Genomic DNA, 20,827 nt, shown 5'->3' with positions numbered 1-20,827 from the left:
AAATACTGCATCACGAATAAAAAAACAGGCAAGAAATCTTGCCTGTTCTGAATATTGATTATTGTATTACTTTTCTTCGGTTAAATAAGTCACTGGTTTATTGACAGCAACTTTAGTACCACCGAAGTGTTCATCAACATAGGCTTTCACAGCAGGAGTATGATACAACTGGCCAACTTTTTGAAGTACAGGATCATTTTGACGGTCAGCAGCGACAGCTAAAATGTTAACATTCATTTTAGTACTTTGATCAATCGCTTCGTAATAGATCGCATCTTTCAATACGTTCAGACCACCTTCCATTGCCAAAGTATTACCTAGAACAATCGCATCAACTTCATCTTTCACACGAACTGCAGTCGCCATTTGAATTGGCTTAATCACAATCTTTTTCGCATTTTCAGTAATGTCAGCAGGCGTACCTTTTACTAGGTCAAAGTTTGGTTTAAGTTTTACCAGACCTGCAGATTGTAATAATAACAATGCACGTGATTCATTTGCGCCGTCGTTCGGAATCGCAATTGTAGCGCCTGTTTTAAACTCTTCTACTTTTTTTACTTTGCTTGAGTAGATCCCCATTGGCTCAAGATAAGTCGTAGAAAGCGGAGCGATCTTTTGAGTATTGGCGTCGTTATAAGCCACCATATAGGCATAAGACTGGAATGCGTTGACATCAATTTCTTTGTTGGCAACAGCAGTATTCATCGCCACATAGTCAGTGAAGTTTTTCACATCAAGTTTGATGCCGGCTTGTTTAGTTTCAGGCAAAGTTGAAATGTAGCGCCATACGTCAGCATCTGAACCAGTCGATGCCATAGTAACAGTTTGCAGTTCACCTGAGTCTTTGTTTTGTGCTGCATCCGTTGCAGGCGCTTCTTGTTTTCCGCATGCAGTTAAAGTCAGTACAGATGCACTGAGTAAAACGCCAAGTAGCTTTTTCATAAAGATGTCCTAATTTTCGTGTTGCCTAAAGTATATGCATTTTAAGGTCATGTTAAAGTGGAGTTTTATTACACTTTCAGCTGACCTTAGATCGAGTCGCATGTGGCTCCGGCAGGGAAAATGCAAATGTACTGCAACAGTTCACGTTAATTCGATCGGGTCAGAGTTCACCAAACCACTATAGAGATTCCCTATTTGGAGAGAGTAAATAGAGGTTTTATAAAAGATATAGTCAAATTTGGTGCTCTGAATGGGCGCAATCATAGCAATTATTATTTATTCAATATAGTGGATAAAAACTATTTACTTATCTTTTTAATAGAATATAAATTGAATGAAAATGATCAAAATATCAATGAATACAATATATTATTTTTATTGAAGATAAGGCGGAATTTCATATCGTTTAAAGATTGATCTTTATAAGATTTTATCCAATAGAAATCATAAAAATGAATAAACATGATAAATACATCAGCTCATTAAGCTACTGAAAGATCTTTTTTAATAAATGTTTAGGGAGGATTTGAGCCGTGTCTTATTTGGCTGAGTAATTAATTTGATTGATTTCATACAATACATGCCAACATAAAGGGTGATCTTCCGGCAGCTTTGGATGCTGAAATTCTTGAGTCTTTATCATGCCTATCTTTTTCATCACAGCCTCAGATGGGGTATTTGATTTGGCAGTAAACGACACAACTTTATCTAGGTTTAAAGTATTAAAGGCATAATCTAGGACTGCACGTGCACCTTCAGTCGCATAACCTCGATGCCAATACTTTTTCGCCAGACGCCAGCCAATTTCAACACAGGGCGAAAACTCAAACAGATCAGGTTGTGGTTGCAGACCAATGAAGCCAATAAATTCTTTAGTCTCTTTTAGCTCAACTGCCCATAAACCCCAACCATGCTGATCAATCTGTCGAGTCACTTTTTCAATAAACTGTAGGCTTTGTTTAGATGTCAGTGGAGCGGGAAAATAACGCATGACCTCATTATCTGCACACATTTGGATAAATGGGGCAGTGTCAGCGTCTTGCCATTGGCGGAGGATGAGGCGAGGGGTTTTTATAATTGCAATCATGTTTATCTTGAAATTTGTAAATTTGAAGTAATAATTGTATGAGATCAAATTAAGAGTAGAAAAATGGATCTATTAGAAAAAACATTAGAAAATATAAAGGATTTAGCACAAGAAAAAAATTTATATGCTTATATTTTTGGCAAGAAAAGTAAAATATTTTTAGAAAATTCTAGTCATCGTTATTGTATCGATGATGGAAGACTTCTGAAATTATCACGTATGAATGATAAAAAGTGTGTGCTGTTGGAGATTGAATTAAATAATGGCTTAAAATTATATAAGCATAGAACTGAAGTTTTAACTAGAAAATATAAAGGACGTTCTGTTAGTCTGGAATAGATTAAGGGATTTATAAATGCAAACAAAGATACATCAATTTTATTAGATACAAAAAATCCTAACCAATTAGAAGAAAAAGATTTAAGAGATATTTACAAACAAACATTTAATACTGTAGATACAATTTTTTGTAAACAATGTGGTGGTGATGGGGCTGAATGGTAGATGTCCAAGATGCTCTGGCAATGGATTAGAGCCTATTGTTTAAAATGAGAGCATTTAAAAACCCCGCACTCAGCGGGGTTTTTACTTAATTTTTTACGAGAAAGAATTAAGCATTTTCACGTGCAATCGCGCGGTAACCAATATCTTTACGATATTGAACGCCGTCAAAAGTCACTTTCTCACAAAGTTCTAATGCTTTCGCTTGTGCTTCACCAATGGTATTACCCAATGCAGTCACACAAAGTACACGACCACCCGCAGTCACGATGTCACCATTTTCATTGGCTTTCGTACCCGCATGGAATACTTTCACATCAGTCATTTCTGTATCTAAACCTGAAATCACATCACCATTGCTAGACGTTTCAGGATAGCCTTTAGATGCCAGTACGATCCCGACAGTTTTACGCTCATCCCATTCAGCTTCTGCAGGTAAATTACCTTCAAGACCTGCTTGGACTAAATCAACCAAAGATGATTTTAAACGCATCATGATTGGTTGAGTTTCTGGATCGCCAAAACGACAGTTGAACTCAATCACTTTTGGTTGGCCTTTGTCGTCAATCATCAAGCCTGCGTATAAGAAACCTGTGTATACGTGACCATCTTTTTTCATGCCTTCAACAGTCGGACGCATCACTTCATTCATGGCTTTTTCGAATACGTCAGCAGTCACAACAGGAGCAGGAGAGTATGCTCCCATACCGCCAGTGTTCGGACCTTGGTCGCCTTCAAAAATACGTTTATGATCTTGAGAAGTCGCCATTGGCAGGATGTTGTCACCATCGATCATGCAAATGAAAGATGCTTCTTCACCAGCAAGGAATTCTTCAATCACCACACGAGAGCCGGCATCACCAAACTTGTTGCCAGCCAGCATGTCATCAATGGCATCGAATGCTTCCTGATTGGTCATGGCAACAATTACACCTTTACCCGCAGCAAGACCATCAGCCTTGATCACGATTGGTGCGCCATTTTTCTCTACAAAGGCTTTCGCTGCATCTACTTCGGTAAATACATCGTAGAAAGCTGTTGGAATGTTATGGCGTTTTAAGAAGTGCTTCGCGAATGCTTTAGAGCCTTCCAGCTGAGCAGCAAATTGAGTTGGACCCCAAACTTTCACGCCTGCTTCGCGGCAAGCATCAACTACACCATTTACTAATGGTGCTTCAGGACCCACAATAATCATTTCAACTGCATTGTTTTTTGCAAAATCAATGATGGCAGGGTTATTGAGAATGTCCAAAGCGACATTTTCACATTTATTTTCAGTTGCGGTGCCTGCATTGCCCGGTGCAACAAATACTTTTGCCACTTGATCGTCTTGTGCGATTTTCCATGCAAGCGCATGTTCACGGCCGCCACTACCTAAAACTAAAATGTTCATCTTTAGAAAATTCCCTCGAAAATGAAATTCCACAAACCCAATGAGGTTTAAAAATCTTTTAACATCTTATAGCAAGATATTAAATAATCTACTGATGTAACAAACCCTCCTTACGAAAAGGAGGGTTTGGAATTTAATACTTAAAAATTAGTGGCGGAAATGACGCATGCCAGTGAATACCATTGCAATACCAGCTTCGTCAGCTGCTGCAATTGTTTCTTCGTCACGCATTGAACCACCTGGCTGGATGATGCATTTGATGCCGGCTTTAGCCGCATTGTCGATGCCATCACGGAATGGGAAGAATGCATCAGATGCCATAACTGCACCTTCAACCACGAGTCCTGCATGTTCAGCTTTGATCGCGGCAATACGAGCAGAGTTTACACGGCTCATTTGACCTGCGCCAACACCAATGGTCTGACGGTTTTTCGCATAAACAATTGCGTTCGATTTTACGTATTTCGCAACTTTCCAAGCAAAGATCATATCGTCAATTTCTTGTTCAGTTGGTGCGCGTTTAGTCACAACTTTCAGGTCATCTTTAGTGATCATGCCCAAGTCTTGATCTTGAACCAGTAAACCACCATTTACACGTTTGTAGTCAAGTTGTGGAGCACGTTCGTTAATTGCTGGAAGTTCACCACATACGAGTACACGTACGTTTTTCTTCGCGCCAGTCACTTCAAGTACGCCGTCAGCGATGCTTGGTGCAATGATCACTTCAACGAATTGACGATCCACAATTGCTTGTGCAGTTGCAACGTCTAATTCACGGTTGAATGCAATGATGCCACCGAATGCAGATTCAGGGTCAGTTGCATAAGCAAGATCATAAGCAGCTTTGATGCCGTCTAGAGAAACTGCAACACCACATGGGTTCGCATGTTTTACGATCACACAAGCAGGTTTCGCAAATGATTTCACACATTCAAGTGCAGCATCAGTATCCGCGATGTTGTTATAAGAAAGTTCTTTACCTTGTAGCTGCTTAGCAGTCGCAACAGAAGCTTCTTTCGCAGCAGGATCTACATAGAAAGCAGCAGACTGATGCGGGTTTTCACCGTAACGTAAGTCTTGAGCTTTGTTTAATTGAGTATTGAAAGTACGCGCAAATTTGTCTGCCTGACCTTCTTCTTTACCTACGCGAGCGCCTAAGTAAGATGCGATCATACCGTCATATTGAGCAGTATGTTCGAATGCTTTAACCGCAAGGTCAAAACGGGTTGCATAAGATAAAGCACCATCAGCTTTAAGCTCAGCAATTACAGTTGCATAGTCAGCAGCATTTACTACGATACCAACAGACGCGTGGTTTTTCGCAGCAGCACGAACCATTGTTGGACCACCGATGTCGATGTTTTCAATTGCATCAGCTAGTGAACAGTTTGGTTTCGCTACAGTTGCAGCAAATGGATACAGGTTAACAACGACAAGATCGATCGCATCGATGTTGTGTTCAGCCATCACAGCTTCGTCTAGACCACGACGAGCCAGGATGCCACCATGAATTTTCGGATGTAGCGTTTTTACACGGCCGTCCATCATCTCTGGGAAACCAGTGTGCTCCGAAACTTCTACTACAGCAACATTATTGTCTTTCAACAATTTGTATGTACCACCTGTAGATAAAATTTCTACCCCAAGAGCAGCAAGGTCTTGTGCAAATTCCACAATACCGGTTTTATCGGAAACAGAGATTAAAGCGCGTTTAATAGTCATGATCTTCGTCACAGTTAGCAAGGAACAGATTAAATCTAAATAGCTAATTAACAGTCAAAAAAAATGCCTGCGGTAGCCGCAAGCATTTTATCATTTATTCACTCATTAAACCGTGAGCTTTTAACTTTTTACGTAAAGTACCGCGGTTTAGTCCGAGAATCTCGGCAGCGCGTGTCTGATTACCACGCGTATATTCTAGAACGACAGATAATAAAGGCTTCTCCATTTCTGCCAGCACCATGTCGTACACCTGAGAAGGTTGCTCGCCTTGCAGTTGTGCAAAGTAGTGGCGAACTGCGCGATCTACGTGAATACGAAGAGCGACATCAGATTGTGCAGTAAAAATAGGAGATTTGCTATTCATGCGAATTAATCCGAAAAATCAAATATCACTTGGGTAAAGCGATATATAAAAGTGGTCTAGAAATTGAAATGAACTCCATTTTAGATCCTAAAACTGGAGTTCTAAAACTTGGTCATTACATTGAGCTTGTAGCTTGCCACATCTCGACGATTTGGTCGAAAAATAAGCGTAACAATAGTTAAAGTTTTGTTACTGACCAAAATCAAAACAAAAAAATCTGCTCGATACGCAATAAGTTTTATAGCGCATTAGGCAAGACTGTATTTGTTGTGAAAAAGTAGCGAGGAGTTTGCAGCACATAGCTTTCGTGGCGCGTATAATACCATTGTCTCGGGAAAAGTGAGCAAGAAAACTGCATTTTTTTTAACTTTTTTTTCGTTTTTTAATAGTTTTTATCAATATTAAGGTCGAATTATTTCCAAACTGTAATTATCGAAGTCTTTACGGTCGACAGGAAGCACAAATTCAAATTTAAATGGGCTGTTTTGGGGAATACGTTGAATCTTAACCAGGCTTTCGATCAGGTATTCCTGAGGTTTTAAATTATAAGTCGCCAAGACTACACCCTGATCTTTAAGGTGAACTCTTAAGTTTGGCATTTCCAGACTGCGCTTGTGGAAATTGATTAGCTCACCACTAAACTGGGTTTTATCTGTGGCAATCGCTTTGGCTTTGACCTTATTGGTATTGATCAGATTGTAATGTTCTTCCAGATTGGAACAGTTGAACACTTCACAGATATTGTTAAAAGCCACACTCATCACATGACTATTCTTAATATAGTGTGGATTGAACCAGAAGAATTGAAATAAAAGTAAGCCAAATAAGAACAGGTTTAGGCTGGTCCAGCCTAAATAATAAAGCGGGCCTTTATTGTGCTGTTTATCAGCCTGATCATCCCAGTTCATGCTAGGCAGTACTGCAATCGGTTCAGTACTGAAATAATTCAGGTTGTTCAGATAGGTTTTCAGATCAATATTGGAGTTTTCAACTTTTTCATCAAAAATGTTCAGTAAATAGTGCTGATCTGAAGAATTAGCTGAAGAAGTAGATTCGGTGAGGTTTCTATTAATATAAGAAACATGACTTGGCGTATGGGTAAGGGCGACCGAATTCTGTGCTTCGGTCACCAGATGCGATAAAGCATTAAAGGTCGTACTACATTTTGGGCAGCAAACCATGCCTTGGGCAATGGTTAATTGCGCAACCGTAACTTTATAGGTTGTAGAGCAGGTCGGGCAGTGGGTTCGCTTGTCACTCATAAATGTTTATAGACTCTTTAATTCTTATGGCGTTTCCCCGAGATACGGCACCAGTGTTCATCGCGTTTTTCTACTTCTAATATATCAAAATGTTTTGAGTAAATGCTAGTAACATCAGCAACTTGCTCTTCGATAACACCTGCGAGTGCGAACTCTGCCTCAGGTTTGACCAATTCTGCGAACTCAGGCTCAAGCATCATGAGTGGGCCAGCCAGAATATTGGCAACAAACACATCTGCTTTCTGCTCGCCAAGCTCTGTGTTGAACTCTTCCGGTAAACCAACATAAAGTCGATCCAATACGCCATTCAGTTCAGCATTCTGTTTGGTGGCTAAAACAGCTTGTGGGTCAATATCAGTTGCATAGGCATATTTGGCACCGAGTAACAGGGCCGCGACAGCCAGAATACCTGAACCACAGCCATAATCGATCACGATCTTGTCTTTTACATCGGTTTTGCCTAGCCATTGCAGGCAAAGGAAAGTAGATGCATGGTTACCTGTACCAAAAGCCAAACCTGGATCAAGCTTGATATTCACTGCATCTGCTTCAGGCGCTTCCATCCACTCTGGAACAATCCAGAATTTTTCAGAAATCTGGATTGGCTCGTAGGCATCCATCCAGGTGCGTTCCCAAGCTTGATCTTCCAGGAATTCATGGCGGATCGGTGCTTCAGGTAGTTGTGCGTGAATAAAGGTTTCCAATGCAGCTACATCGATTTCTTCTTCGTCATCTTCCTGAGCATAGATGCCAGTCACGATCACTTTATTCCAGAGCGGTGTTTCTCCTGGAAGTGGTTCCAGCAAATCCTGGTTTTCAGCATCATCCAGAGTGACACTTACGGCGCCCAGTGAGCTAAGTAATGTTTCAGTAAAATCTACCTGAGCTTGATCAACTGTAATATGAATTTGTAACCACTTCACAGAAATAACCTTTATACATTTTTTCAAAAAGCTATTGTAACGGAAGTTCGGCTTGAAGGTGTGATCTTCTTGAGACGGAGTCAAATAAAAAGGATGCTTTCGCATCCTTTTTATGAAAACCGGTTAAAACGCATTTTCCTGAGTGGGAGAAATGCTAGGACGTGCAGTTACTGGAGCAAAGCGATTCAGTAATAATCCAAAAATAGCCGCGAAGATATACATGAAGATGGAATAGACCGCAGCAGGCATGGCAACCACAGTGCTGGACATGACAGTAAGTGCAATGGTCATGGCGAGTGTACTGTTATGAATACCGATCTCGAAAGCGCTGGCACGTGCCTGAGCAGAATTGATGTTCATTAGTCGTGGAACAAAATAGCCAATCATTAAGCTGAAGAGACAGAACAGGGCGGTTGCTAAACCTACCTGAGTCAGATATTCGGCAATATTGGCGCGTTCACTATAAATTGCTCCGGCAATAATCAGCACCAGAAAGAGGACTGCAAAAATGCGAAGAGGCTTATTCAGCTTTACAGTGAGTGCTGGGGCATAATGACGAATCAACATACCAATCGCGACCGGTATAATAATGATACCAAACACTTGTAGGATCTTTCCGAACTGCAAGCTGATCTGCTGACTGTCCTGCATAAAATGCATGATCGAGAAATTCATGATTAAAGGCAAGGTAAATGCAGCAACCACCGAATTGATCGCAGTCAAGGTAATATTGAGGGCTAGATCGCCTTTAAACAGATAGCTGAACAGATTTGCGGTACTGCCACCTGGCGATGCGGCCAGCAACATCAGACCAACAGCTAGTAAAGGTGGTAAAGTCAGAACTTTACATAGAATGAAAGCAATGCTTACCAGTAGAATTAATTGACAAAACAAGGCAACCAGCACTGCTTTAGGGTGCTGGCTTACCCGGGCAAAATCTTTGAGCGTGAGTTCGAGTCCTAATCCCACCATGATGATGGCGAGTGCGAGGGGGAGGAATATTGTTATGATGCCAGAGTCCATCTGCATGCTCCTTATAGAAATTTATTTTAATAGTTTTAAATTTTCTATAAAAAGCATACAGCTTAAGCAGGCATTTGGCTTAGGAAGTTACAAATCTGATAAACGACTCTTGCCACTATAGCTAAGCTTTTGCTGACTAATCATAAAACCAAAAATACCGGCAAAAACGTACATGACAATTGAATAAATACCCGCAGGGATGGCAATGGTGACATTATTGAGGACAGAAATCGCAATCGTCATTGATACAGTTGTGTTGTGAATGCCGACTTCAAAGGTACAGGCGCGTGCCATCTTGTCTGGGATATCCATTAATAAAGGCAGGCAATAACCGAGAAACAGGCTGGAAAAACATAATATGGAAGTAGCAATCCCGATACTGGCAAAATATTCGATGATGTTAAAGCGCTCTTGGAAAATGGCATAAATCAAGAGCATGCTTAAAAAAGCGATAGATAGAAACCGCATTGGCATATGTACAATATCTGAAAGCTTTGGAAATTTTGCCCGAATCAGCATGCCGATCACAACCGGAATAATTGTAATCAGAAAAACCTGAGCCATTTTTTCAAGCGGTAAGCCGATGCCGGTATCCTGTCCTATAAAATAGTACAGGGACAGGTTCATAATAAAAGGTAAGGTGAAAATAGAAATAATCGTATTGATGGCGGTTAACGTGATATTAAGCGCCACATCACCTTTATAAAGATAGCTCAGCAGATTGGCAGTGGCACCTCCTGGAGAGGCAGCTAGCAGCATCATGCCTACAGCAAGCAATGGTGGCAGATCCAGTACCAGACAGATTAAAAAGGTTAAACCGGTTAAAATGACCAGTTGTGAGAATAAGACAATAAAAATCACCTTGGGATAACGACTAACATGCAGAAAATCCTTGACTGTTAACTGTAGTCCTAACCCCATCATCGTAATTGCCAAAGTAATCGGCAAAAACAAACTAAAAAACCCCGAATCCATGAAGTTTCCTTTTTATTATTCATTTTTTAGGTATGTTTTGAGTTTAGCGTAGATGAATAAATAAGCAATATAAAAACGGGTAAAATTTATGCATTTTACCCGTTAAGTTTCTGATTAAAAATATATTTAATCAGCTATATAGTGATTTACATCCCTGATTGAGATGGGGTTTGAGGCTGAGTTTGCATTTGTGACTGTGGACGTGGAGGGGTAAAGCCTAATGCACATTTACCATTGACCTGAGTGCCATTAATGGTTGCTGAAGTTTTGCCGCCTGAACTACAAGACGTATAAAGTTCAGGTTCATCGCCTTTGATATTGGTTGATGATGAAGGGAAGAACTGTTGCTGACAGGTACCATTCCAGATAATGCCGCGGTAAGCAAAACTTACAGGAGCACCCTCTGATTTACCTTTACAAACTTGCTGGTATTTTTGGGCATTATAAACCTTCTCGACTTTATCATTTGCTGAGGCTGCAAATGGAGCGAAACATAGACCGCAGAGCGCTGTTGCTAGGAAAATATTCTTATTCATCATGTATACCTTTGTTTGTAATGTGACCACTTTATAGATTAAAAACTAATCAATATTAAACAATATGAGTCGGGTAACTTTTTGAGTTTAGATGTTTAATTTATATAGTAAGTATGCAAAGTTTAATTACATTGCTTTATTGGCTGGCAGAGTAAATTCCGAAGGATAAATTCAAGTGATTTTGTCAACTTTGGAAGGAAGTTTGCTATAATGTTCAGCTATCCTTTTTCTATCTCTCTATTTACCACTATGCACTATCCTAAAGTATACGATGTCATTGTTATCGGTGGCGGTCACGCAGGTACGGAAGCAGCACTGGCTGCAGCACGTATGGGTCGACAGACATTACTCTTAACTCATAACATTGAGACTTTAGGGCAGATGAGCTGTAACCCGGCCATTGGCGGGATCGGTAAATCACATTTAGTGCGTGAAATTGATGCCTTGGGCGGTGCGATGGCGCTGGCTGCCGATAAAGGCGGTATTCAATTCCGTATTCTGAATTCACGTAAAGGTGCAGCAGTACGTGCAACTCGTGCGCAGGCTGACCGTGTTCGTTATAAAGCAGCGATTCGTGAGACTTTAGAAAATCAAGCGAATCTGGATATCTTTCAGCAAGCAGCAGATGACCTGATTGTTGAAGGCGATACTGTTAAAGGTGTCGTGACCCAAATGGGTATTCGCTTTGATGCGAAAACTGTGGTGCTAACTGCAGGTACATTCTTAGGTGGTGTGATTCACATTGGCTTAAACAATGCTTCAGGCGGTCGTGCTGGCGATCCTCCTTCAATTTCATTGGCACATCGTTTACGTGAGTTAAACTTACCTGTAGGTCGTTTAAAAACAGGTACACCGCCACGTATTGATGCACGTTCAGTCGACTTCTCTGTCATGACACCGCAGCCGGGTGATTTCCCGTCTCCAACCATGTCATTTATGGGTGATGCATCGATGCATCCAGAGCAAGTGAACTGCTACATCACGCATACCAATGAACGTACCCATGAGATCATTCGTGGCGGTTTAGACCGTTCACCGATGTACACTGGTGTGATTGAAGGTGTAGGTCCACGTTACTGTCCATCAATTGAAGATAAAATTCATAAATTTGCTGATAAAGACTCCCATCAGGTCTTCCTTGAACCAGAAGGCCTGGATACACATGAGCTTTATCCAAATGGTATTTCGACTTCATTGCCATTTGACGTACAGTTTGAACTGGTACGCTCAATCCGTGGTATGGAAAATGCGCACATTCTTCGTCCGGGTTATGCAATTGAATACGATTATTTCAACCCTCAAGCGTTGAAGTTCACTTTGGAAACCAAAGCGATCAATAACCTGTACTTTGCTGGTCAGATTAACGGTACAACCGGTTATGAAGAAGCGGGTGCTCAAGGCTTGCTTGCAGGCTTGAACGCTGCACGTCGTGCATGGGATCAAGAACAATGGACACCAAAACGTGATGAAGCATACATGGGCGTACTGGTTGATGACCTAATTACTTTAGGTACTAAAGAACCGTATCGTATGTTCACTTCACGTGCGGAATACCGTTTGATGTTGCGTGAAGATAATGCGGATCAGCGTTTAACACCAATCGGTCGTGAAATGGGTCTGGTAGATGACGAACGTTGGGCAGCTTACTGTGAAAAAATGGAAGCTGTAGAGAAAGAAACAGGTCGTTTGCAACACCTTTGGGCTGCACCAAACAATCCAATGGGTAAAAAATTCGTAGAAATGACGGGTGCGGATCTTTCTAAAGAATGTTCTGCAATTGATTTGTTAAAACGTCCAAACATCACCTTTGCTCAAATTGCAGAGCTCACAGGTTCTGAAGTTTCACCACAAGTGGGTGATCAAATTGAGATTGCGGTGAAATACGAAGGTTATATCAACCGTCAGCATCAAGACGTTGCACAAATGAAACGTTTAGAGGAAACCAAGATTCCTGCTGATTTTGACTATGATGTTGTTTCAGGTCTTTCTCGTGAAATTACATTGAAGTTAAAAGATATTCGTCCTGAAACACTGGCTCAAGCAAGCCGTATTCCGGGTGTAACCCCTGCAGCAGTTCAATTGGTGATGATTACGATTCGTAAGAATGCCCAAGCGAAAAAATCTGCTTAAGATTTGGAAGTAAAAAACCCGCGTAATGCGGGTTTTTTATGTTTAATAAGTTTGAAAAAAATTAAAGATCAATTATTTCAAGATAGATTCAGTAATTTTGCTATGTTAATTATGGGAAATGTACAACAATGAATCTAAAACATGGATAGAGAAAAATACATACGTGGCGCGATTTACGGTTTACTTGTTGGTGATGCGGTAGGTGTGCCTTATGAGTTTAAAGTGCCGAGCCAGCTGCCTGATATTGAACAAATTGATATGATTCCCCCAAAAGGATTTGCGCGGACTTATGCCAGTCTTCCAATTGGAACGTGGTCAGATGATGGTGCACAAGCATTATGTTTGTTGGCCTCATTGTTAGATCAAAAGAAACTCAATCCTGAAGATTTTATGCAACGGATTTGCGATTGGTACCAATCAGGTTATATGGCTGTCGATGGTCAGGTATTTGATGTGGGAATTCAAACGGTTGATGCGATACATCGTTATCAATCGGGTATCGAGTTAAATCAAGTTGCGAAAAATGATGAATATGCCAATGGTAATGGTGCGCTGATGCGTGTATTGCCTTTAGCGCTCTGGCATCAAGGCTCTAATCGTGAATTAATAGAGGCGGCATTTATACAATCACATCTGACTCATGCGCATATCCGTTCTAAATTATGTTGTGCATTATATTGTTTATGGGTACGTAAAATTTTAGATGGTTGTTCTATTCAAGATTCATGGATAGAAGCAATTGAAATACTCAAGCGTGAATTGAGTGATCAGAATGGTGCGTTAGATGAGCTTGAGCACCATATTTTAAGTGATGACTGGGATCGACCGACAGGTACTGGCTATGTCGTAGATTGTTTAAAGTCGGCATATTACGCACTACAAGCTAGCGATTATGAAAAGGTGATTAAGACAGCAATTGCGCTGGGTAATGATACAGATACGACTGCATGTGTGGCGGGTGGTATAGCTGGTTTATATTATGGTGTAGATGCAATTCCATCATCTTGGATGAATCATTTACGAGGTAAAGAAATGGTGGAAGAATTGCTTGTGCAATGGTTGTAGAAATTTTCTAAAGAATGACTGCGATGATGTTGGGATTTGCTAAAATATTCAAAAGTTCCACATCTAGATCATTCCAATGCCATACCAACTCGTTGAACTCGATATCCAAGCCACAGACAACATCGCTTGTCCTCATTGCCATCAAGACATCATTAATTGGCAAGAAGAGCAGTATGTTCAACCCTGTGAACATACCTTATTTATTGCCATGGATATCGGCTTTGAATACATCACCGATGAATTTGAGCAAACTATGCGAAAAACAGTGGATGAACTGCATGCCAATGATGACATCGTCAACATGTTCGAAGAAATCACCACAAGTACTTATCCGAATTATCTGATTTTAAAGTCAGATTTAGGTGCAGCAGGTTATTCGCGTTATATCGGTTTAACAGTGTAGGAATCTCATTACTATACATAAGCAATAAAAAAGCACCCAAGGGTGCTTTTTTAATTTCAGGCTTGGCCTTCGACTTCTTCGACTTCATCATCCTCCGCACTGTCCATGCCGAGTTCTTTCAACTTACGGGTGAGGGTATTACGCCCCCAACCTAATAGTTCGGCTGCATGACGCTTACGACCACGGGTTTGTTGTAGTGCAGCATTAATGAGTGTGCGTTCAAACATTGGTGTAGCCACATCTAACAGCTTCATTTCGCCGTTTTTCAGTTTCTGGATTGCCCATTGACCCAGTAATTCATCCCAGTGATGCGGCGCAATCTGATTCGGGTTTGGAATTGGAGCACCCGGGTCTTGCTGCTGAATTGGAATCTGTTTTAATTCAGGTGGCAGATCTTCTGGATAAACTTCACGGCCTGTGATCATCACTGTGAGCCAGCGACAGGTATTTTCAAGCTGACGAACGTTCCCTTGCCAAGGCAGCTTCTGCATATATTCCTGAGTTTCAGGACGTAAGATTTTAGGATTAACGCCTAATTCTTTACCTGCACGCGCCAGGAAGTGCTGCGCCAACATCGGAATATCTTCAGAGCGATGTGCCAGTTTAGGTATATGAATACGAATCACGTTTAGACGGTGATACAAGTCTTCACGGAAGCGACCATCATGTACCAGCTTTTCCAGGTCCTGATGCGTTGCAGCCACAATACGTACATCAACTTTAACCGGAATGTGACCACCAACACGATAGAATTCCCCATCAGCTAGGACACGTAATAAACGCGTTTGTGTTTCAAATGGCATGTCACCAATTTCATCCAGGAACAGCGTACCGCCGTTGGCCTGTTCAAAACGGCCCTGACGTTGCGTATTTGCACCGGTAAAAGCGCCTTTTTCATGACCAAACAATTCAGTCTCAATCAGGTCTTTCGGAATCGCGGCCATGTTTAGTGCAATAAACGGTTTATTGCTACGTGGTGAATGGCGATGCAAGGCATGCGCAACCAGTTCTTTACCTGTACCAGATTCACCATTAATCAATACGGTAATATGTGATTGAGACAAACGACCAATCGCACGGAACACTTCCTGCATTGCTGGCGATTCACCAATGATCTCAGTCGATTGAATGGTTGGTGCAGATTTGGCAGATTCTTGCTGCTGTAATTTAGTGATATGTAAAATTGCACGATTGACCAGTGCCAATGCTTCATCAATATCAAATGGTTTTGGCAGGTATTCAAAAGCACCCGTTTGATAACTGGATACCGCAGATTCCAGATCTGAATGCGCCGTCATAATAATAACCGGCAAATCAGGATTGGTATTTTTCACCTTGCCTAAAAAGGTCAAACCGTCAATACCCGGCATACGGATATCGGTCAGGATCACATCAGGTGCATCGACACCCAACTGATCAAGTGCTGACTGGGCTTCTTCAAAACTAGTAACGTCGAAACCTTCTTCTTTAAATGTTTTTTCTAGTACCCAACGCATGGCACGATCGTCATCAATCACCCATATTTTATTTCGCGACATGATCTGACTCCCAAGGTAAAAATAAGCTAAATACGGTTTTTCCTGGAACTGACTGGCATTCAATCATTCCGTTATGTTGATGCATAATATTTTGAGCAATGCTGAGACCTAGTCCGGTACCTTTGGCACGGCTGGTCACCAGTGGATAGAACACGGCTTCGATAATATCGTCTGGAACACCAGGGCCATTATCTTCAATGTCGATTCGAACCACAGATCGGTGAATCACACCACTAATGGTATAAAGCCGCTGAATTCGGGTTCTTAAAATAAGTTCCGGTTGATGCTCGACAAAGAAATCCTTGTTTTCTGTCATCGCCTGAACGGCATTTACGCAGATATTTAGCATGACCTGAATGAGCTGATCGCGATCTGCCAGAACTTCCGGTAGGGACAGATCATAGTCCCGAGTAATTTTTATTTTCTTTTTAGTCTGATTCACAATCAGTGAGCGGACGCGTTCTAATGGTTCATGTACATTGACCATTTCATAGCTTGGTAACTGGCGTGAACCGAGCATGCTATCTGCCAGATTTCTCAGGCGATCCACTTCACTAATAATAATGTCAGTGAACTCTTTATATTTTGGATCTTCAAGGCTACGTGCCAGAAGCTGGGTTGCACCACGAATACCACCAAGTGGATTTTTAATTTCATGTGCCACGCCACGAATTAATTGGCGCGCAACCTGGTGCTGCTGGATATAGTTTTCTTCACGTGAGATTTTCAGCATACGATCACGCTGATTCAGCTCGATTAACAATAAAGGATGATTTGGCTTGCCCGCATTGAGCAGGGAAACCGTATAGTCCACATGAATGTCTTTAAAATTGACAATGATCGTCGCCTCACGGCGAGTATAAGGTTGGCCTGTGTGCAGCGTGTTATATAGAGATTCTTCAGTGTTGAATTCATCTGTCGGTGCTTGCAGTATATTTAATACCGGCGTGCCTGATGCGCGTAACAGGCTGACATCAAACATGGCCTCGCAGGCCGTATTTAAGTAATAAATATTCAGGTGGCTATCAACCAGCATAATGGCAGTGGTCAGATTGTCCACCAAAAGGCGATAGTCGATGGAAAGAGGCTGATCCATTAGCGGTGGTTTTCCTGTATTAAAATGGCGCAATGGCATCTTCATAAAGCAAAATAACAATTTCAAAGTTCAGATTTGAGGCAAATTAAGCAAGATGCACGCCAACTTTAGAACTCTTGTTAAAATTTTGCTGAAAAATGCACGAAATCTGACGGGGATGCCCAATCAAACTCAGGTATAACGGATTAAATTGAGGCTGTAAACCTAAAATGATTCATTTTGGTGCATAAGCTTTTATATTGAATATTTTATGGCGTTATTTTAGTGCGTGATGCAAAGAGTGGCCATTTCAACTATTTTTATGATGCGAAAAGACATACAATACGCGCATTCTAGTGGAGCGCAGATTCATGAAGTCCCCCAAAGTCGGTTTTGTATCTTTAGGTTGTCCTAAGGCATTGGTAGATTCTGAACGAATTTTAACTCAGTTAAAGACTGAAGGTTATGATGTCGCATCGGATTATGACGGTGCTGATTTAGTAGTAGTAAATACCTGTGGTTTTATTGAATCTGCAGTACAAGAGTCTTTAGATGCCATCGGTGAAGCGATGAGCGCGAATGGTCGTGTCATCGTAACAGGTTGTCTAGGAAAAGACGAAGATAAAATTCGCCAAATGCACCCGAATGTCCTAAAAGTGACAGGTGCAGCAGCATATGAAGAAGTGATGGATGCGGTACATGAGTATGTTCCTGAACCGCCAAAACACAATCCATTTATTGATCTGGTGCCTGAGCAGGGTATCCGTTTAACCCCTAAACATTATGCATACCTGAAAATATCAGAAGGCTGTAACCACCGTTGTACCTTCTGCATCATTCCAAGCATGCGTGGTGATCTGGTTTCCCGTCCAGTCGGTTCTGTGCTTGAAGAAGCTGCAGCACTGAAACGTTCAGGTGTCAAAGAAGTACTCGTGATCTCCCAAGATACTTCTGCTTATGGCGTTGACACCAAATACAAACTGGATTTCTGGAACGGCCAGCCAGTTAAAACTAAATTCTATGACATGTGTGAAGCATTGGGTCAATTGGGCATCTGGGTGCGTCTGCACTATGTTTATCCATATCCACACGTAGATGCCGTAATCGATTTGATGGCGCAAGGCAAAATCCTGCCTTATCTGGATATTCCATTCCAGCATGCCAGCCCAAGAATCCTGAAGCTGATGAAACGACCTGCTCACAGTGAAAATACACTGGAGCGTTTAAAAGTTTGGCGTGAGAAATGTCCTGACCTAGTCATCCGTTCTACATTTGTGGTGGGTTTCCCGGGCGAAACGGAAGAAGATTTCCAGATGCTTCTGGACTGGCTGAAAGAAGCACAACTGGATCGCGTGGGCTGTTTTACTTATTCACCAGTTGAAGGTACGACAGCGAACGATCTTCCAGATCATGTGCCTGAAGAGATCAAGCAAGAACGTTATGAACGTTTCATGCAGGTTCAGCAGGAAATTTCAGCAGCGAAGCTACAAAAACGTATTGGCCAGAAAATGACGGTGCTAGTCGATGACCTGGAAGAAGAATTCCCGGTTGCTGTAGCACGCTCATATGCGGATGCGCCTGAAATTGATGGTAATGTTTTTGTTGAAGATATCGACAAAAGTGTGATTAAGGCAGGGGATTTGCTTGAAGTCGAAATCACTGATGCAGATGAATATGATTTATTTGCCAAGCTGATCTCAATCAAGTCTGCTTAAGATTTTGAATTAAAAGAATTTATATTAAATAATTTGGAGTTTGAGATGTTGGATTCTAAAAAGCCACGATTTGGTCGCATCCTGCTAAAGCTATCTGGTGAAGCACTGGCAGGAAACAAGGACATGGGTATCGATGCACAAGTGCTCGATCAGATGTCACTTTCTATTGCGCATCTCGTGGGTTTGGGTGTACAAGTCGGTATCGTAGTTGGCGGTGGTAACCTGTACCGTGGTAGCCAGTTGCAAAAAGACGGTCTTGTTGGTCGTGTAACCGGTGACCAGATGGGTATGCTGGCAACTGTCATGAACGGTCTGGCATTACGCGATGCTTTGGTGCGCCGTAATATCAAAACCCGTTTGATGTCTGCATTGCCGATTGGTGCAGTGGTTGAATCTTATTCTAGTCGCGATGCCATCCGTCATCTGACTCAAGGTGAAGTGTGCGTATTTGTTGCGGGTACAGGTAATCCGTTCTTTACTACGGATACAGCAGCTTGTTTGCGTGGTATCGAGATTGAATCTGACCTGATCCTGAAAGCTACTAAGGTGGATGGGGTTTACAATAAAGATCCAAGCAAATACGAAGATGCCGTGAAATACGATACTTTGACATTTGATCAGGTGCTGGACGAGAAGTTGGGCGTCATGGATTTAACCGCGATCTGCTTATGTCGTGACCACAATGTGCCACTTCAAGTATTTGACATGAACAAATCTGGCGCATTGCTTTCAGTGGTGATGGGTGAAAAAGAAGGAACTCACGTCACCAATTAATGACGTGAGCTACAAAGCCCTTTATACTACCTCCTAATTTAGTAAATACATCTTTTAAGAATTAAGTAAGGAAGATCATATGATTAACGATCTTAAAAAAGACGCAGAAGAGCGTATGAACAAGTCTCTTGACTCGTTAGAACATGGTTTCGCAAAAGTTCGTACCGGACGTGCGCATCCATCGATTTTGAACGGTGTCATGGTTCCTTACTACGGCTCTGATGTGCCATTGAACCAGGTTGCCAACGTAGGCGTGGAAGATTCACGTACATTGCTGGTTCAACCGTTTGAACGTTCAATGGTTGCTGCAATTGATAAGGCGATCCGTGAGTCTGATCTTGGCTTGAACCCGATTACTGCTGACGCGATCCGTGTACCAATGGCAGCGTTGACTGAAGAAACTCGTCGTGACATGCAGAAAGTTGCACGTAACGAAGCTGAAAATGCCAAAGTTGCGATCCGTAACATCCGTCGTGATGTTTTAGGTGACATCAAAGCATTGTTGAAAGAAAAAGAAATTTCTGAAGATGATGAACGTCGTGCATCTGACGAAATTCAGAAAATCACAGACAAATTTGTTGCTGAAGTAGACAAACGCTTGGCTGCGAAAGAAGCTGAATTGATGAAGGTCTAATTCATCAATGACCGCTTCTGAAGAAAATTCCCGTCTTCCAAAACATGTTGCCATCATCATGGATGGCAACAATCGTTTTGCCAAAAAAAATCAGATGCAGAAAGGCGATGGACACCGTGAAGGAAAAACGGTTCTAGACCCGATTGTTGAACATTGTAGAAAAAGAAATATCCAGGCTTTAACGGTCTTTGCATTCTCCAGCGAAAACTGGAACCGTCCCCAATATGAGGTCGACTTGCTCATGAAGTTGTTGGAAGACACGATTCATGAACAGTTGCCACGTATGCAAAAATTTAATATTGCTTTACGTTTTATTGGTGATCGGTCGCGTTTATCTCCTGAACTGCAAGCATTGATGTTGCAAGCAGAACAAAGGACTGCTAATTTCGATAGTATGACGCTTACTATTGCAATCAGCTATGGTGGAATGTGGGACATGGCACAAGCTGCAAAGCAGATTGCTGCGGATGTTTTAACAAATAAATTAGATCTTGAAGCAATTGATACTGATGTGTTCGGTCAATATGTCAGTTTGAGTGACTTGCCGCCTGTTGATCTGCTGATTCGTACCGGTGGAGATTTCCGCCTGTCCAATTTCCTGCTCTGGCAGGCAGCATATGCAGAGCTGTATTTTACTGAGACCTTATGGCCAGAATTTACCGTAGAGGAATTCGATGACGCACTTGCTGTATTTGGCGGGCGCGAACGTCGTTTCGGTAAAACATCAGAGCAGATTCTTCAAGAAAGACTTGAGAATTAATACAC

The 20,827-nt window shown here is 41.7% G+C and carries 20 protein-coding genes; 8 read left to right on the top strand and 12 right to left on the bottom strand.

Going from position 1 to position 20,827, the window contains the following annotated elements; all coding sequences use genetic code 11:
- Positions 1 to 66: 66 nt before the first annotated feature.
- Both FTV13_RS09480 and FTV13_RS09475 read right to left on the bottom strand, forming a co-directional pair.
- Positions 67 to 942, bottom strand: coding sequence for a MetQ/NlpA family ABC transporter substrate-binding protein (locus FTV13_RS09480; protein WP_179992301.1), 876 nt, complete (start codon positions 940 to 942; stop codon positions 67 to 69).
- Between the two features lie 538 nt (positions 943 to 1,480).
- On the bottom strand, positions 1,481 to 2,020 hold the full coding sequence (locus FTV13_RS09475) for a GNAT family N-acetyltransferase (RefSeq protein ID WP_179992350.1): 540 nt from the start codon (positions 2,018 to 2,020) through the stop codon (positions 1,481 to 1,483).
- 72 nt (positions 2,021 to 2,092) lie between these two features.
- Here FTV13_RS09475 and FTV13_RS09470 point away from each other — a divergent pair, with 72 nt between their 5' ends.
- Entirely contained in the window at positions 2,093 to 2,368 is a 276-nt protein-coding gene (locus tag FTV13_RS09470; RefSeq protein ID WP_159122780.1) for a hypothetical protein, read from the top strand.
- A gap of 271 nt (positions 2,369 to 2,639) precedes the next feature.
- Here FTV13_RS09470 and purD read toward each other — a convergent pair whose 3' ends face one another.
- The 8 genes from purD to FTV13_RS09430 form a co-directional block, all read right to left on the bottom strand.
- Entirely contained in the window at positions 2,640 to 3,923 is a 1,284-nt protein-coding gene (gene purD, locus FTV13_RS09465; RefSeq protein WP_180011844.1) for a phosphoribosylamine--glycine ligase, read from the bottom strand.
- A 147-nt stretch (positions 3,924 to 4,070) separates the two neighbouring features.
- A complete protein-coding gene (gene purH, locus FTV13_RS09460; RefSeq protein ID WP_004786185.1) occupies positions 4,071 to 5,645 on the bottom strand; it encodes a bifunctional phosphoribosylaminoimidazolecarboxamide formyltransferase/IMP cyclohydrolase in 1,575 nt (524 codons plus the stop codon).
- Positions 5,646 to 5,739: 94 nt separating this feature from the next.
- Positions 5,740 to 6,009 (bottom strand): DNA-binding transcriptional regulator Fis, encoded by a 270-nt coding sequence (gene fis / locus FTV13_RS09455; RefSeq protein WP_001086304.1) that lies wholly within the window; start codon positions 6,007 to 6,009, stop codon positions 5,740 to 5,742.
- A gap of 401 nt (positions 6,010 to 6,410) precedes the next feature.
- Positions 6,411 to 7,271, bottom strand: a complete 861-nt coding sequence (locus FTV13_RS09450) for a DUF3426 domain-containing protein (RefSeq protein ID WP_104426212.1) — start codon at positions 7,269 to 7,271, stop codon at positions 6,411 to 6,413.
- A 17-nt stretch (positions 7,272 to 7,288) separates the two neighbouring features.
- Positions 7,289 to 8,194: a 50S ribosomal protein L11 methyltransferase gene (gene prmA / locus FTV13_RS09445; protein ID WP_179992303.1), complete on the bottom strand. Its 906-nt coding sequence runs from the start codon at positions 8,192 to 8,194 to the stop codon at positions 7,289 to 7,291.
- Between the two features lie 123 nt (positions 8,195 to 8,317).
- Complete coding sequence (locus FTV13_RS09440; RefSeq protein WP_125278346.1) at positions 8,318 to 9,217, bottom strand: bile acid:sodium symporter family protein; 900 nt, start codon at positions 9,215 to 9,217, stop codon at positions 8,318 to 8,320.
- Positions 9,218 to 9,304: 87 nt separating this feature from the next.
- Positions 9,305 to 10,192, bottom strand: a complete 888-nt coding sequence (locus FTV13_RS09435; protein ID WP_179992304.1) for a bile acid:sodium symporter family protein — start codon at positions 10,190 to 10,192, stop codon at positions 9,305 to 9,307.
- A 146-nt stretch (positions 10,193 to 10,338) separates the two neighbouring features.
- Complete coding sequence (locus tag FTV13_RS09430) at positions 10,339 to 10,728, bottom strand: hypothetical protein (RefSeq protein WP_051065385.1); 390 nt, start codon at positions 10,726 to 10,728, stop codon at positions 10,339 to 10,341.
- 249 nt (positions 10,729 to 10,977) lie between these two features.
- Between FTV13_RS09430 and mnmG the strand changes: the two genes are divergently transcribed.
- The 3 genes from mnmG to FTV13_RS09415 all read left to right on the top strand — a co-directional run bounded on the left by mnmG (position 10,978) and on the right by FTV13_RS09415 (position 14,326).
- Complete coding sequence (mnmG, locus tag FTV13_RS09425; protein ID WP_179992351.1) at positions 10,978 to 12,858, top strand: tRNA uridine-5-carboxymethylaminomethyl(34) synthesis enzyme MnmG; 1,881 nt, start codon at positions 10,978 to 10,980, stop codon at positions 12,856 to 12,858.
- Positions 12,859 to 12,999: 141 nt separating this feature from the next.
- A complete protein-coding gene (locus FTV13_RS09420) occupies positions 13,000 to 13,923 on the top strand; it encodes an ADP-ribosylglycohydrolase family protein (RefSeq protein WP_179992305.1) in 924 nt (307 codons plus the stop codon).
- A gap of 76 nt (positions 13,924 to 13,999) precedes the next feature.
- Entirely contained in the window at positions 14,000 to 14,326 is a 327-nt protein-coding gene (locus tag FTV13_RS09415; protein ID WP_179992306.1) for a hypothetical protein, read from the top strand.
- Positions 14,327 to 14,382: 56 nt separating this feature from the next.
- Here the strand turns inward: FTV13_RS09415 and glnG are convergent, their stop codons facing one another.
- The gene (gene glnG, locus FTV13_RS09410; RefSeq protein ID WP_034702648.1) at positions 14,383 to 15,864 is read right to left on the bottom strand and encodes a nitrogen regulation protein NR(I); all 1,482 of its coding nucleotides are present in this window, start codon (positions 15,862 to 15,864) and stop codon (positions 14,383 to 14,385) included.
- Entirely contained in the window at positions 15,851 to 16,960 is a 1,110-nt protein-coding gene (glnL, locus tag FTV13_RS09405; RefSeq protein WP_125278343.1) for a nitrogen regulation protein NR(II), read from the bottom strand. The genes glnG and glnL overlap by 14 nt, the downstream gene beginning before the upstream one ends.
- 350 nt (positions 16,961 to 17,310) lie before the next feature.
- Between glnL and rimO the strand changes: the two genes are divergently transcribed.
- The 4 genes from rimO (at position 17,311) to uppS (ending at position 20,822) form a co-directional block, all read left to right on the top strand.
- Positions 17,311 to 18,654 carry a 30S ribosomal protein S12 methylthiotransferase RimO gene (gene rimO / locus FTV13_RS09400; protein WP_180011842.1) on the top strand — a complete coding sequence of 448 codons (1,344 nt, stop codon included), beginning with the start codon at positions 17,311 to 17,313 and terminating at the stop codon, positions 18,652 to 18,654.
- Positions 18,655 to 18,699: 45 nt separating this feature from the next.
- Complete coding sequence (pyrH, locus tag FTV13_RS09395) at positions 18,700 to 19,428, top strand: UMP kinase (protein ID WP_004786170.1); 729 nt, start codon at positions 18,700 to 18,702, stop codon at positions 19,426 to 19,428.
- 79 nt (positions 19,429 to 19,507) lie between these two features.
- The gene (frr, locus tag FTV13_RS09390; RefSeq protein WP_005235283.1) at positions 19,508 to 20,062 is read left to right on the top strand and encodes a ribosome recycling factor; all 555 of its coding nucleotides are present in this window, start codon (positions 19,508 to 19,510) and stop codon (positions 20,060 to 20,062) included.
- Positions 20,063 to 20,069: 7 nt separating this feature from the next.
- Complete coding sequence (gene uppS / locus FTV13_RS09385; RefSeq protein ID WP_179992307.1) at positions 20,070 to 20,822, top strand: polyprenyl diphosphate synthase; 753 nt, start codon at positions 20,070 to 20,072, stop codon at positions 20,820 to 20,822.
- Positions 20,823 to 20,827 lie beyond the last annotated feature (5 nt).

Origin of the sequence: Acinetobacter sp. YH12235 (genome assembly GCF_013417705.1) — a bacterium.
GTDB lineage: Bacteria > Pseudomonadota > Gammaproteobacteria > Pseudomonadales > Moraxellaceae > Acinetobacter.
Note: the sequence above shows the minus strand (reverse complement) of the source record. Positions and strands in the feature narration are given on the sequence as shown.